Source organism: Ruegeria sp. CH2 (genome assembly GCF_056537065.1).
The window spans coordinates 823,003-835,701 of the sequence record NZ_JBQFQV010000001.1; the positions used below are offsets into that span (position 1 = coordinate 823,003).

Here is a 12,699-nt window from a genome sequence, read left to right on the forward strand (position 1 = left end):
CGGGACATGCCAACCGGCACCGTGAAATGGTTCAATACCACTAAAGGCTATGGATTTATTGCCCCTGACGAAGGGGGCAAAGATGTGTTTGTACATATCTCGGCCGTAGAACGGTCCGGCCTCACCGGACTCGCAGACAACCAAAAAGTTTCGTACGAGTTGCAGGACGGACGCGACGGCCGCCAAATGGCAGCTGATTTGAAACCACTGTAACGACATCCCGCTAAACACGCGGTTGATCATTAAGGATGACGGCCAATTTCCGGCCGTTATCCATCCCCCACCGGTTTCGTTCCATTACCCTCGCGCGGGCTTGGCGTCGGCGTGGGTATTCCAGTTTTCGCCCATGGCAACGATGCAGGATGTGCCTGTCGCGTAGGTGACAACCATGGTCCAGTCCCCGTGCTGACTTGCCCAGACTTCCATAATCTGTTCCGGCCCGCGAACACCCGATGCCACGCGCCGCGCACCGAACTGCCTTTCCAGTTTCTGGTGCAACCGGGGCGTCGGTTCGCACAAAACCTCAGCTATGGGGGACTTGGCCTGCGCAGGCAAGGCGAGACCAAGAAACAGACATAACAGAGCAAGATGCAAAATGCGGGCCATGGAACAAGTGTAACAAATCCATGACTACACGTATAGACAAAAGCTATGCAGATCGTCAGCTCTATTTGCGAATGATCGCCTCGAACTCACGCCACTCGCGCGCTGTCATCCCCGAGTTTTCTTGCGTGACCGCCTCTCCTGCCAGCATGCGTTGCAGGCTTTCGACCATCTGGGCAGACAGGTTCACCGCACCCAGCCGGTAATCCTCGAACGCCTTATACGCAAACGGCACCCAATCAGCGACGATCTTGCACATCGCCTCGGCATAAACGCGGATTTCATACTGAGCATGCGGGTCGGCCCGCAGGCGCAGGAAGTGGAACAGATTATGCAGATCCACCTTCCAATACCATTGCGTATAAACGTTTGCGGGTAGGTTCATGCGGGCCAGTTCACGTGCTAGCCCCTGTTGCCCGTCCTGGCTGATCATGGACTCGTAATTGTCATAGCACCGCGTGCTGTCGGCCTTGAGGGTTTCCAATACGCGAGCGGCCTCTTCGCCTTCCAACGTTGCCCCACGGCCCTGATTGTTCACTTCGGATTGTGCCGCCACATGTTCTGGGGCTGGGATATAAAACTCCCGATCCAGAATTGAATACCGTGCCGAGTATTCATTCACATTGGCGGTCCGGTGCCGGATCCACTGCCGCGCCACGAACACAGGCAATTTCACATGCAATTTGACTTCGCACATTTCGAATGGCGTGGAATGCCAGTGCCGCATCAGATACCGGATCAACCCCTCGTCATTCTGAACGGATTTGGTGCCTGTGCCGTATGAAACGCGCGCAGCCTGACAGATGGCCGCATCGTCCCCCATATAGTCGATCACGCGGACAAAGCCATGATCCAGAACCTGATGCGCCGTGTACAGGTGGTCTTCCATTCCCGCCGAGACAACTCGACGCGTGGGATGCGATTGCGCGCGTTGCGCGTCGATCTCGGCCTGTTGGTCAGGGGACAGCGGCATCGAATCTTCCTTTCTGGCAATGAGTCGCCCACTACTATATATCGCCGATCCCGACACAGGAACCGCGATATATGCCGCAACCGGCGCAAAAATCAAATTGCTGCCGAGGGCTCTATCGACACATCGAGGCGGAGCGCTAAGCTCTTGGCAATGTGAGTCGAAAAAGGATGGCCGAAATGGCGCTGAAATATCTTCACACCATGGTCCGCGTGAAGGATCTGGAAAAATCCATGGCATTTTACGAGCTTCTGGGTCTGAAAGAAACACGTCGGTATGACAGTGAAACCGGCCGATTTTCTCTGATCTTCATGGCCCCTCCGGGACAGGAAGAGGCGCCGATCGAGTTGACGTACAACTGGGACGGCGATGACGCGCTGCCAGCCGACAGCCGTCACTTCGGCCATCTGGCCTACGGTGTCGACAATATCTACGAGGTTTGCCAACATCTTCAGAACAATGGCGTTACGATCAATCGCCCGCCAAGGGATGGTCGCATGGCTTTTGTTCGATCGCCCGACAACATCTCGGTTGAGCTTTTGCAGAATGGAGAAGCACTGGAACCAGCCGAACCCTGGGCCAGCATGGAGAGCAGTGGTCACTGGTGATCCGTTGGCTGATAGCGTTTGGGCTGGTCGTTCAGGCCAGCCCTGTTAAGGCCGAGCAATGCCGCTTGGCGCTGGCCTTGGCGATGGATATTTCCGTTTCAGTCGATGAGGCTGAAGATGTGTTGCAACGGCAGGGGTTAGCCGCCGCCTTGATTGCACCCGAAGTGCAAGAGGCCTTCTTTTCTTCACCGATGCCCGTTGCCCTGGCGGTATATGAGTGGAGTGGCCGCTCAACCCAAAATGTCGTCCTGAACTGGACAATGATCGATGACGTGGGTGATCTGCTGTTCGCATCCAGCCAGGTCAGCCAATCCGTCCGATCTGACAGCGGATCGGCAACAGCTATGGGCTATGCGTTGGCATACGGTGCAAGTCTTATGGAGCAAGCGCCGCAATGCTTGTTTCAAACCATTGACCTGTCCGGCGACGGCACGAACAACGATGGCTATGGGCCGCAGATCGCCTATCGGCACTTTCCCTTTCAAAACACTGTCGTGAATGGGCTTGTGATCAACGCAGCCGATTTCGAGGGAGAATTGTTCCTGATCCCTTTCTTCGAAAATAATGTCCTGCACGGGCCCGGCGCCTTTTTGGAGATTGCGACCGGGTTTGAAGATTTCGAGCGCGCCATGCGAAAGAAACTGAAACGGGAACTGAGCGGTCTGCAAATCGGTGCATTACGGAATGAAGGCCCATGATACGTCAGGTGGTCGTCTTTCTGGCTTGCCTGATATCAGGACCTGCCTTTGGCGAATGCCGGCAGGCCCTTGCGCTGGGGCTGGATGTGTCGGGTTCGGTGGACAGCCGGGAATACAGGCTGCAACTGGACGGGCTGGCGTCGGCCCTGAGCCGCCCCGAAGTCAGCCAGCTGATGTTGTCGGACGGCGCAACCTCCTTACGTCTGGCGATCTTCGAATGGAGCGAGCGGGGACATGAACGGATGCTGCTGGAGTGGACAGAAGTACGGTCCCCCGCCGACCTGATCGCAATCAGTGATCGCTTGATCCGGACCTCGCGCAGCACAGCACCGCAAGGAACGGCGGTAGGGTCGGCCATGTTATTTGGCTCTTCCCTGCTTGATCAGCAAAGGGAGTGCTGGCGCCGTACGCTGGATCTGTCCGGAGATGGTAAACATAACCTTGGACCGCATCCACGGGATGTGAAAGCCAGTTTACGACATGGCGGGATCACGATTAACGGGCTGGTGATCGGCGCTGACGATCCGAAGGAAGGTGATCGGAGATATGTTCAGGTGGGTGAACTTTCAGCTTATTATTCAGCCTGGGTCATTTTGGGGCCAAACGCGTTCGTAGAAGTGGCACTGGGCTTTGAGGCGTATGAAGAGGCCATGACTCGCAAACTTCTTCGTGAGCTGGACAGTCTTGTCCTGTCTGACGCCCGCCACTGATCAATAGATATACCTTATCTGATCCGTCCAGTACCGTTCAACGCGACGCAGCGAACTGGTGATATCTTCGATGCCTTCAAGCCCAAGCACCCCCCTGCCTTGCAGGCCTTCGGCGTGACGCGCAAACAGCTTGGACACGATATTGCGGATTTCCCTGCCTTGCGGCGTCAGGCGCACGCGAACTGAACGGCGATCAATCTCGCATCTTTGGTGGTGCATATAGCCCATCTCAACCAGTTTCTTGAGGTTATAGCTGACATTGCTGCCCTGATAGTACCCACGGCTTTTCAGCTCGCCTGCCGTGACTTCGTGATCACCGATATTGAACAGCAACAACGCCTGAACCGCATTGATTTCCAATACGCCGACGCGCTCAAACTCATCCTTGATGACATCCAGCAACAACCGGTGCAGTCGCTCCACAAGGGCCAGCGCCTCAAGATAGCTGGTTATGAAACCCTTAGTCTCTGGCGTGGAGACCTGCATTTCCATACTCATCCGACCCTCCGATTCAGTCGCGCTGTTTGACACACGATGAACCGAAAATCCGAAAAATCGGTTAAGCGGAACTTTGCCTTATTTCTGAAAGGTTTGAGCTATGTCTGCAATCAGGCTGGCAAATCGCGCCGGAGGCTGCACCTGCCCTGTAACCCATTGATAAAGGTCCTGATCGTTTTCATGCAACAGCGCGTCATAGACATCCAGACCGTCGGCATCCATGTCGGCCAGGTTGCGCCCCGCATAGGCGGACAGGATAATGTCCATCTCTTTGATGCCGCGTCGCATCGACCGCATTTGCATGCGCTTGATACGCACATCCCGGGGTTCGCTCAATTCTTCTGCTCCAGCATCTGACGCATTTTCTTTTCCAGACGCGCTGCACGTTCAGAACAGGCGCGCATTTCCGCACGGATGGCGCGCAGTTCGGCCACGGCCGAGGACAGTTCCATCCCGCCTTCGCCCTCATCCACGGGCGCATCCATGCCGTCGCCCTCGCCGGTCAACAACCACATGATTGAGACATTGACCATGCCCGCCATCATTGACAGCCTGTTGGCCCGGGGTTCGGACAGATCGTTTTCCCAATCTGAAATTGTCGCCTTTTTGACCCCAAGACGCCGCGCCAGTTGCGCCTGCGTCATTCCCGCGGCTTCGCGTGCGCCTGCCAGACGGTCTCCGAATGTCGCAGAATCCGGACCGTACCAGTCGTTTTCATCATTCATTCGGGTCTCCATCTCACATTGTCTATACTGCTTGATCGTCACTCGGACGCACCCTATGACAGTCGGGCTGAACATACAAACCGAGGCCGAGCATGAGTTTTCTGTCTGCGACACTGTCACGCGTCAAACCTTCACCCACCATCGCCATGACAGCCAAGGCAGCCGAGCTGAAGGCCGCCGGACGTGATGTCATCGGCCTAAGCGCTGGTGAGCCGGATTTTGACACGCCCCAGAACATCAAAGACGCCGCTGTTGCGGCCATCGCAGCAGGCAAAACCAAATACACCGCGCCGGACGGTATCCCCGAGTTGAAACAAGCGGCATGTGCCAAGATGAAACGTGACCACGGGCTGGACTATTCGCCGGCCCAGATCTCGGTCGGGACCGGTGGCAAGCAAACGCTGTACAATGCTCTGATGGCGACGATGAATGAAGGCGACGAGGTGATCATCCCTGCACCGTACTGGGTCAGCTACCCCGATATGGTGCTTTTGGCCGGTGGCACCCCTGTTGTGGTCGAGACGACGCTGGAAAACAGTTTCAAGCTGACCCCAGAACAACTGGAAGCCGCCATCACGCCCAAGACAAAGTGGTTCATCTTTAACTCGCCTTCGAACCCAACGGGCGCAGGGTACAGTCGGGATGAACTGAAGGCGCTGACCGATGTTCTGATGCGTCATCCGCATGTCTGGATCATGTCGGACGACATGTACGAACATCTGGCCTATGACGGGTTTGAGTTCTGCACCCCGGCCGAGGTTGAACCCGGTCTATTTGACCGAACCCTCACCTGCAACGGGGTTTCAAAAGCCTATGCCATGACCGGTTGGCGCATCGGTTATGCTGCCGGTCCGGTCGAAATCATCGCGGCCATGCGCAAGATCCAGTCGCAATCCACCTCGAACCCCTGCTCGGTCAGTCAGTGGGCTGCCGTCGAGGCCCTGAACGGAACTCAGGATTTTCTGGCCCCGAATAACGAGACATTCAGGCGCCGGCGCGATCTGGTGGTTCGGATGCTGAACGAGATTGATGGCGTCACCTGCCCCACACCCGAAGGGGCCTTTTATGTCTATCCGTCTATCGCCGGATTGATCGGGAAGACGACGCCCGCTGGGACCGTTCTGGTAGACGACGAAGCCTTTGCAACCGCACTTCTGGAAGAAGCCGACGTGGCCGTTGTGTTTGGCGCCGCCTTTGGCCTGTCGCCGAATTTCCGCGTCAGCTATGCTACGTCCGACGCGGCACTGACCGAAGCTTGCAGCCGCATCCAGCGTTTTTGTGCTTCTCTGAGGTGACCATGTCCGCCGAACTGCCTGAGTATTACTTTCGCATACGTGAAAACGGTGCTGCGGTGTTTCGGATCGATACGGAAAACCGTCAGCGCCGGATCGAGATGGACCAGATTGCCGTCATCAATATCCGCAATGGCGAGGTCAAGCCGCACGGGCAGCGGACGTTGTCAGACCGGGATCAGGCCGAGATTGCCCAATGGATGGAAGAGCGCCGGGCCCTGCTGGCCCAGCGCGACATTGACGATATCCATCGCGCGGTCGACTATCTGAATCTGACCACGCAATGGGCACAGTCCAAGGCAAGCGACACGCAGCTGGAGGATGTGACAGACAGGTTATTGATGGCCATGCACGACCTGCGTACGGTACTGGTGCGAAAAAAGGCAGATCGGCTGGACAAAGACTAGGCGGGCTCGGCCGATGCCTGTATCTGCTGTACCGAATACATCCAGAATCGGGTCATGAGAAGCACGGCTGCGAAGGCGAGACCAAGCACCAGGCCCAGCCAGACGCCGATGCCGTCCATATGACGGACAAAGCCGAAATAATACGACGCGGGAATCCCTACGACCCAATAGCTGAGCGCCGCCATGACCATTGGGATCTTGGCATCCTGCAACCCGCGCAGCAGGCCCAGCGCAATCACCTGCGCGCCGTCGACCAGCTGAAACAAAGCCGCCATGGCAAGCAATCCGGTACCGATAGTCAGGATTTGGCCCCGCTGCGGGTCATCTGTTTCCATGAACAGGGAAATCAAAGGCTCGGCGCAGGTCAGGAACAGAATGATGGTTGCCACCGACATGACCAGCGACATACCAGTCACGGAAATTGCACCCTTTTCCAGATGCGCCCTGTCCCGACGACCCAGCGCATTGCCAGCCCGGATGGTCGCCGCATTTGATAACCCCAGGTGAACCATGAAAGTGGCAGAAGCCAGATTCAGGGCGATCCCATGCGCAGCCAGCGGGACCTGACCCAGCCAGCCCATCATCACCGCAGAAGTCGCGAACAGTGAAACTTCGGCCAATGTGGTCAAGCCGATGGGTACACCCAACTTCCATACGCTGGCAAACATTTCCCAATCCGGTCGCCAGAACCGTTGGAATAGGCTGTGCTCCGGCAACGTCCGGATCACATAGATAACGACCGCGATCAGCGAAACAACTTGTGTCGTGATTGAGGCGATTGCCGCCCCTGTCACGCCCAGTTCGGGGGCACCCCAGTTGCCGAAGATCAGCGCATAATTGGTCAGCCCGTTCACAGCCGCCGCCGCAATTGTGATCCACAAAACAATCTGCGTTCGCTCCAATGCCGCCAGATAGCTTTTCAACACCATCACAACGAGGGCCGGAAACAATCCCCAACCGGCAACTCGCAGATATTCGGCTGCGGTTTCAGCAATTTGCGGTTCCTGTTTCATGGCGATCAGGATCGGATAGGACCACCACAGCAAGGGCATGACAACCACGGCATACAGCAACGACAACCATAGCCCCATCCGGGTCGAGCGGCGAATGCTGGTTTCATCCCCTTCCGCCGCCGCTGTGGCAACCATGGGCATGACGGCCCATCCAAATCCCGCACCAAACAAAAACAACACGAAATAATAACTGTTGGCCAAGGTAACGGCCGCCAACGCCTCGACCCCGTACCAACCCAGCATGATGGTGTCGGTCAAGCCGATTGCGTATTGCGCCAGATGACCGCCAACCAGTGGCAGGCCGAGAACGGCAATTGCCCGAAAATGGGCCGGGTATGTCATCACCTTTGTCATCGCTCCAGCCATATGCGCGGCTTTGGCGCGGGACAAGAGCGGATCTGCAATATTTCAGATTGAGACTTTGGTGCCCGACCTTTCCCTGTGGCCGGGCATTTTGATGCTCAGCGGGCGTCGGGATGCAACGCGGTGCCCAGAATATGCTCGGACCGGTGAATAACGTGATGCGCCTGCCCTACGATCAGCGGATCAGGCTCGCACACGATATCGTGATCCTTGCCAGGGTAATCCAGCGAGGACAGGAAGTGACGCATGCAGTTCAGGCGTGCGCGTTTCTTGTCATTTGACTTGATAATCGTCCAGGGTGCGTCAGCCGTATCCGTGTAAAAGAACATGGCTTCTTTCGCCTCGGTATAATCATCCCACTTGCTGAGGCTCGCCTTGTCGATGGGCGACAGTTTCCATTGCTTCAAGGGGTCGGTTTCACGGCTTTTGAAACGGCGTTGCTGCTCTTGCTGTGTAACCGAGAACCAGTATTTGTATAGCTGAATGCCCGAGCGCACCAACATCCGTTCCAACTCGGGCGTTTGCCGCATGAACTCAAGATATTCGTTGGGCGTGCAGAACCCCATGACCCGCTCCACACCCGCGCGGTTGTACCAGGACCGGTCATAGAACACCATCTCGCCCACGGTCGGCATCTCTTGAATGTAGCGCTGGTAGTACCACTGGCCTTTCTCTTCCCAGGTGGGTTTGTTCAATGCAACGACACGGGCCTGACGCGGGTTCAGGTGCTCCATGAACCGCTTGATCGTACCCCCTTTGCCGGCGGCATCGCGCCCTTCGAACAACAAGACAAACCGCTGCCCCGTTTCCTGCGCCCACAGCTGAACCTTCAAAAGCTCGGCCTGCAGATTGGCTTTTTGCGTCTCATACACCGACCGGGCCATTTTGCGGCCATAGGGGTATTTCCCACTTTCAAACGCCTGCCGGATTTTCTCGGGGCTGGGCGCTGAAGGGTCGGTGTCTTTGGTGAGCGTGGTCTTGATCTGGGTGGGTTCTGCGTTGGTCGTGGCAATGGCGTCCATACATCCTGTCCTTTTCTACTGTCCTGAAGGGTGGCTAGCAGAAAGCTCGGAAATGCGCTTTGATTGGTGTCAAATAGATGCCTCAAAAACCCATGATTTCCAGCGCGGATCCCTTGTTCCAATGCAGACGTCTTTTTTCAAGCTGAACGGCCATTCTTTCCACGTCAGGACATGGGGCGACAAAGCCGCGCCACCATTATTGATGCTGCATGGTTTCCCCGAATACAGCGGTGCCTGGGCCGATCTTGCGCCTCATCTGGCAGAACGCTTTTATTGTATTGCTCCGGACCAGCGCGGTTATGGCCAAAGCTGGTGTCCCGAAGGGGTGCAGAACTATACCCTGTCGCAACTGGTCACAGACATGGCCGCACTGATTGAAACCTGCGGCGCGCCAGTTGCGCTGCTGGGTCACGACTGGGGCGCATCGGTGGCTTATGGCGTTGCCATGTTCCGCCCGGAACTCGTTGATCGGTTAATCATTGCAAACGGCGTACATCCGGTGCCGTTTCAACGCGCCATGGCCTCAGGTGGCGCACAATCCACAGCCTCGCAATATATCAATCTGCTGCGAGCACCCGATGCCGCACAAAAACTGTCCGAAAACAACTTTGCGATGCTGGAACAGTTCTTTCGCCATGGTATGGGGCTGGACTGGTTGACCGAAGCTCGCATGGCCGACTACCGCACTGAATGGGCCCGACCCGGTCGGCTGCAGGCGATGCTGAACTGGTACAGAGCCTCTCCGTTGGTTGTCGCCAAACCCGGTGTCCCCGCGACAGACCTGCCTGACCTGCCGCTCGACCGGTTGCATGTCAGGTGTCCGCACTTGTTGATTTGGGGGCCGGATGACAAAGCCCTTTTACCAGAAGCCACTGAGGGGCTGGAGGCGTTTGCCACCCACCTCACCCGTGTCACGATCCCTGGGACCGATCATTGGTTGCATCATCAAAACCCGCGGGCCGTGGCGCAGGCCATTCTGGAATGGACTGGCCTGACGTAATCAGGCCGCGCCCGCGCGCAACGGCAAGCCAGGCAGCCTTTGTCGCAGCGCCGACGACATCTTTAGCACCTTACCGGTGCCCCCAGTCGTCAGGGTTGTCAGAGTTGTTCGGCGACAACCCCAACTCATCACCATCGGTTGAGCACCCAAGCCCCAGAACCGTCCGGTTTGCATATGAAAAATAGGAGCAGACCTGATTGATCTCGAGGATTTCGCCATCATCCCACCCCGCGTCGCGCAGGGCAGCGACGTCCGCCTCGACCAGATCGCCCGGCGCTTCGGTCAGCTTGCGAGCATAATCCATCGCAGCCATTTGCGCCGCATCCAGCGGTGCAGCCGAGGGATCGCGCGCCTCAATCGCTGCCCTGATCGCGTTGCCACGCACCGTATCACCCAGCAAGCGCTGAAGACCTGCAAAGTGATGCTCGACGCAATACCCGCACCGGTTCAGTGAGCTGACCCAAACCCCCAGCACTTCCAGAAACCATTTCGGTATCTTGTTGCCCGAATGATGCAGCACTGCCTTGTACATGGCCATATGGCCTTCCATCGAATGCGGGCGAAGGCTGTGTGCCATCATGATGTTGTCTACGTTATTGTTCGGCCCGGTCACGCGTTCGTAGAGTTTCTTCAACTTTCCAGTCGCGTCTTCGAACGGAACGGTTCTGATCCAGCTCATTTATTCACCTCCGCTTTACCGGGATCAAAGGACTGGTTATCTGCACGGATTGCAAGCGGCTTGACAGAAAATCCACAACACCTCGCGTCCCCCTTCCCCCGGACCACATCACCTGCCATAATGGCGGAAACCCAAAAACAAGAGCAGCACCCATGCCCGAAGATCTGTTGACGCCCAGCGCCACTTCTACCTATGACGCCTCCTCGATCGAGGTGCTCGAAGGGCTGGAACCGGTTCGCAAACGCCCCGGCATGTATATTGGCGGCACGGATGAGCGTGCGCTGCACCATATGTTGGCCGAGATCCTCGACAACTCGATGGACGAGGCGGTGGCAGGCTTTGCCAACCGGATCGAGGTCGAGCTGCATTCCGACTACGCCCTGACCGTCCGTGACAACGGGCGCGGTATCCCGATCGACCCGCATCCAAAATTTCCGGGCAAGTCCGCGTTGGAGGTGATCCTGTGTACCCTGCACGCGGGCGGCAAGTTCTCGGGCAAGGCTTACCAGACCTCGGGTGGCTTGCACGGGGTTGGTGCGTCGGTGGTGAACGCGCTGTCTGATTCGATGGTCGTGCAGGTGGCGCGGGACAAGCAGCTATATGAACAACGTTTCTCGCGCGGTATCCCACTTGGCCCGGTCGAAAAGGTTGGCGCGGCCCCGAACCGGCGCGGCACAACGGTGACCTTCCACGCCGACCCGGACATCTTTGGCCATCACAAGTTCAAACCCGCGCGGCTGTTCAAGTCCATCCGCTCCAAGGCCTATCTGTTCTCGGGCGTCGAAATCCGCTGGAAAACCGCCATCGATGACGGTGAAACCCCGCTTGAGGCCTCGTTCCACTTTCCCGGCGGCCTGTCGGATTACCTGAAAGAGACGATGAACGGCTCGTCTACCTATGCCGAGCAACCCTTTGCGGGCACCGTCGATTTCAACGAGAAATTCGGCACCCCCGGCAAGGTCGAATGGGCGATCAACTGGACACCGTCGCGTGACGGGTTCATCCAATCCTATTGTAACACCGTTCCCACCCCCGAAGGCGGCACCCATGTGGCCGGTTTCTGGGCTGCGATCCTCAAGGGGATCAAGGCCTATGGCGAGTTGATCAACAACAAAAAGGCCGCGCAAATCACCCGCGACGACCTGCTGACAGGTGGCTGCGCGCTGGTGTCGTGCTTTATCCGCGAGCCGGAATTCGTGGGCCAGACCAAGGACCGCCTGGCCACGGTCGAGGCGCAGCGGCTGGTCGAAAACGCGGTCCGCGACCATTTCGACAACTGGCTGGCGGCTGATACGAAATCCGCCGGCGCGATCCTCGACTTCCTCATCCTGAGGGCCGAAGAACGCCTGCGCCGTCGGGCCGAGAAGGAAACACAACGCAAGTCCGCCACTAAGAAACTTCGTCTTCCCGGCAAGCTGGTGGACTGTTCCAGTTCAACACGCGACGGCACCGAATTATTCATCGTCGAAGGCGATTCTGCGGGCGGCTCGGCCAAGATGGGTCGCGACCGCAAAACGCAGGCCCTGCTACCCCTGCGCGGCAAGATCCTGAACGTGCTGGGTGCGGCCAGTTCCAAGCTGGGCACCAATGCCGAGATCAACGACCTGACCCAAGCGCTGGGTGTCGGGCTTGGCACCAAGTTCAACGTTGACGACCTGCGCTATGACAAGGTCATCATCATGACCGACGCGGATGTGGACGGGGCGCATATCGCGTCCTTGCTGATGACGTTCTTCTTTACCCAGATGCGCCCGATGATTGACGCGGGCCACCTGTACCTGGCCTGCCCGCCTCTGTACCGCCTGACGCAGGGCGCCAAACGCGTCTACTGTCTGGACGAGGCCGAGCGCGACGAATGGCTGAAGAAAGGTCTGGGCGGCAAGGGCAAGATCGACGTGTCCCGCTTTAAGGGTCTGGGTGAAATGGACGCCAAGGACCTGAAAGAGACCACGATGGACCCCAAATCCCGGAAATTGATCCGGGTCACCATCGACGAGGACGAACCCGGCGAAACCGGCGATCTGGTCGAGCGTCTGATGGGTAAAAAACCCGAACTGCGGTTCCAGTATATTCAGGAAAACGCGCGGTTTGTGGAGGAGTTGGATGTTTAG

The 12,699-nt window shown here is 57.4% G+C and carries 16 protein-coding genes; 8 read left to right on the top strand and 8 right to left on the bottom strand.

The window, feature by feature from the left end; translation table 11 throughout:
* The first annotated feature begins 6 nt into the window (after positions 1-6).
* Positions 7-213, top strand: a complete 207-nt coding sequence (locus ACR0M9_RS04100) for a cold-shock protein (protein ID WP_008758035.1) — start codon at positions 7-9, stop codon at positions 211-213.
* 84 nt (positions 214-297) lie between these two features.
* Here the strand turns inward: ACR0M9_RS04100 and ACR0M9_RS04105 are convergent, their stop codons facing one another.
* Positions 298-606, bottom strand: coding sequence for a hypothetical protein (locus ACR0M9_RS04105; protein ID WP_480564114.1), 309 nt, complete (start codon positions 604-606; stop codon positions 298-300).
* Between the two features lie 61 nt (positions 607-667).
* Positions 668-1,576 (bottom strand): FAD-dependent thymidylate synthase, encoded by a 909-nt coding sequence (gene thyX, locus ACR0M9_RS04110; protein WP_480484204.1) that lies wholly within the window; start codon positions 1,574-1,576, stop codon positions 668-670.
* Between the two features lie 176 nt (positions 1,577-1,752).
* Here thyX and ACR0M9_RS04115 point away from each other — a divergent pair, with 176 nt between their 5' ends.
* The 3 genes from ACR0M9_RS04115 to ACR0M9_RS04125 are packed head-to-tail and all read left to right on the top strand — an operon-like array spanning position 1,753 to position 3,589.
* Positions 1,753-2,181, top strand: a complete 429-nt coding sequence (locus tag ACR0M9_RS04115) for a VOC family protein (RefSeq protein WP_480564111.1) — start codon at positions 1,753-1,755, stop codon at positions 2,179-2,181.
* Positions 2,178-2,879: a DUF1194 domain-containing protein gene (locus ACR0M9_RS04120; protein ID WP_480564108.1), complete on the top strand. Its 702-nt coding sequence runs from the start codon at positions 2,178-2,180 to the stop codon at positions 2,877-2,879. Before ACR0M9_RS04115 ends, ACR0M9_RS04120 begins: the two co-directional genes overlap by 4 nt.
* Positions 2,876-3,589, top strand: a complete 714-nt coding sequence (locus tag ACR0M9_RS04125; protein WP_480772891.1) for a DUF1194 domain-containing protein — start codon at positions 2,876-2,878, stop codon at positions 3,587-3,589. Before ACR0M9_RS04120 ends, ACR0M9_RS04125 begins: the two co-directional genes overlap by 4 nt.
* Here ACR0M9_RS04125 and ACR0M9_RS04130 read toward each other — a convergent pair whose 3' ends face one another.
* The 3 genes from ACR0M9_RS04130 to ACR0M9_RS04140 all read right to left on the bottom strand — a co-directional run bounded on the left by ACR0M9_RS04130 (position 3,590) and on the right by ACR0M9_RS04140 (position 4,812).
* Entirely contained in the window at positions 3,590-4,087 is a 498-nt protein-coding gene (locus ACR0M9_RS04130; protein WP_480484207.1) for a MarR family winged helix-turn-helix transcriptional regulator, read from the bottom strand.
* A 78-nt stretch (positions 4,088-4,165) separates the two neighbouring features.
* A complete protein-coding gene (locus ACR0M9_RS04135) occupies positions 4,166-4,390 on the bottom strand; it encodes a succinate dehydrogenase assembly factor 2 (protein ID WP_480565240.1) in 225 nt (74 codons plus the stop codon).
* Positions 4,391-4,419: 29 nt separating this feature from the next.
* Positions 4,420-4,812 carry a helix-turn-helix domain-containing protein gene (locus ACR0M9_RS04140; RefSeq protein WP_267366820.1) on the bottom strand — a complete coding sequence of 131 codons (393 nt, stop codon included), beginning with the start codon at positions 4,810-4,812 and terminating at the stop codon, positions 4,420-4,422.
* 92 nt (positions 4,813-4,904) lie between these two features.
* Between ACR0M9_RS04140 and ACR0M9_RS04145 the strand changes: the two genes are divergently transcribed.
* Both ACR0M9_RS04145 and ACR0M9_RS04150 read left to right on the top strand, forming a co-directional pair.
* A complete protein-coding gene (locus tag ACR0M9_RS04145; RefSeq protein WP_480484208.1) occupies positions 4,905-6,107 on the top strand; it encodes a pyridoxal phosphate-dependent aminotransferase in 1,203 nt (400 codons plus the stop codon).
* Positions 6,108-6,109: 2 nt separating this feature from the next.
* Positions 6,110-6,511 (top strand): hypothetical protein, encoded by a 402-nt coding sequence (locus ACR0M9_RS04150; protein ID WP_480473472.1) that lies wholly within the window; start codon positions 6,110-6,112, stop codon positions 6,509-6,511.
* On the opposite strand, the gene ACR0M9_RS04155 is transcribed toward ACR0M9_RS04150, so the two are convergent.
* Together ACR0M9_RS04155 and ppk2 are read right to left on the bottom strand one after the other, a co-directional pair.
* A complete protein-coding gene (locus ACR0M9_RS04155; protein WP_480772892.1) occupies positions 6,508-7,878 on the bottom strand; it encodes an MATE family efflux transporter in 1,371 nt (456 codons plus the stop codon). The genes ACR0M9_RS04150 and ACR0M9_RS04155 overlap by 4 nt on opposite strands.
* A gap of 107 nt (positions 7,879-7,985) precedes the next feature.
* Positions 7,986-8,909: a polyphosphate kinase 2 gene (gene ppk2, locus ACR0M9_RS04160; protein WP_480484209.1), complete on the bottom strand. Its 924-nt coding sequence runs from the start codon at positions 8,907-8,909 to the stop codon at positions 7,986-7,988.
* A 121-nt stretch (positions 8,910-9,030) separates the two neighbouring features.
* Between ppk2 and ACR0M9_RS04165 the strand changes: the two genes are divergently transcribed.
* Complete coding sequence (locus tag ACR0M9_RS04165; protein WP_480484210.1) at positions 9,031-9,909, top strand: alpha/beta fold hydrolase; 879 nt, start codon at positions 9,031-9,033, stop codon at positions 9,907-9,909.
* A gap of 70 nt (positions 9,910-9,979) precedes the next feature.
* On the opposite strand, the gene ACR0M9_RS04170 is transcribed toward ACR0M9_RS04165, so the two are convergent.
* A complete protein-coding gene (locus ACR0M9_RS04170) occupies positions 9,980-10,588 on the bottom strand; it encodes a carboxymuconolactone decarboxylase family protein (protein WP_480484211.1) in 609 nt (202 codons plus the stop codon).
* 152 nt (positions 10,589-10,740) lie between these two features.
* On the opposite strand from ACR0M9_RS04170, the gene parE reads away from it, so the two are divergent.
* Positions 10,741-12,699 carry a DNA topoisomerase IV subunit B gene (parE, locus tag ACR0M9_RS04175; RefSeq protein WP_267364771.1) on the top strand — a complete coding sequence of 653 codons (1,959 nt, stop codon included), beginning with the start codon at positions 10,741-10,743 and terminating at the stop codon, positions 12,697-12,699.

Excerpts from the sequence above, each read along its gene's own strand:
- ppk2 (WP_480484209.1), bottom strand. The coding sequence starts at position 8,909 with ATGGACGCCATTGCCACGACCAACGCAGAACCCACCCAGATCAAGACC.
- ACR0M9_RS04140 (WP_267366820.1), bottom strand. The coding sequence starts at position 4,812 with ATGAATGATGAAAACGACTGGTACGGTCCGGATTCTGCGACATTCGGA.
- ACR0M9_RS04100 (WP_008758035.1), top strand. The coding sequence starts at position 7 with ATGCCAACCGGCACCGTGAAATGGTTCAATACCACTAAAGGCTATGGA.
- ACR0M9_RS04115 (WP_480564111.1), top strand. The coding sequence starts at position 1,753 with ATGGCGCTGAAATATCTTCACACCATGGTCCGCGTGAAGGATCTGGAA.
- ACR0M9_RS04165 (WP_480484210.1), top strand. The coding sequence starts at position 9,031 with ATGCAGACGTCTTTTTTCAAGCTGAACGGCCATTCTTTCCACGTCAGG.
- ACR0M9_RS04105 (WP_480564114.1), bottom strand. The coding sequence starts at position 606 with ATGGCCCGCATTTTGCATCTTGCTCTGTTATGTCTGTTTCTTGGTCTC.
- ACR0M9_RS04150 (WP_480473472.1), top strand. The coding sequence starts at position 6,110 with ATGTCCGCCGAACTGCCTGAGTATTACTTTCGCATACGTGAAAACGGT.
- parE (WP_267364771.1), top strand. The coding sequence starts at position 10,741 with ATGCCCGAAGATCTGTTGACGCCCAGCGCCACTTCTACCTATGACGCC.
- thyX (WP_480484204.1), bottom strand. The coding sequence starts at position 1,576 with ATGCCGCTGTCCCCTGACCAACAGGCCGAGATCGACGCGCAACGCGCG.
- ACR0M9_RS04170 (WP_480484211.1), bottom strand. The coding sequence starts at position 10,588 with ATGAGCTGGATCAGAACCGTTCCGTTCGAAGACGCGACTGGAAAGTTG.
- ACR0M9_RS04135 (WP_480565240.1), bottom strand. The coding sequence starts at position 4,390 with ATGCAAATGCGGTCGATGCGACGCGGCATCAAAGAGATGGACATTATC.
- ACR0M9_RS04125 (WP_480772891.1), top strand. The coding sequence starts at position 2,876 with ATGATACGTCAGGTGGTCGTCTTTCTGGCTTGCCTGATATCAGGACCT.
- ACR0M9_RS04130 (WP_480484207.1), bottom strand. The coding sequence starts at position 4,087 with ATGAGTATGGAAATGCAGGTCTCCACGCCAGAGACTAAGGGTTTCATA.
- ACR0M9_RS04155 (WP_480772892.1), bottom strand. The coding sequence starts at position 7,878 with ATGACAAAGGTGATGACATACCCGGCCCATTTTCGGGCAATTGCCGTT.
- ACR0M9_RS04145 (WP_480484208.1), top strand. The coding sequence starts at position 4,905 with ATGAGTTTTCTGTCTGCGACACTGTCACGCGTCAAACCTTCACCCACC.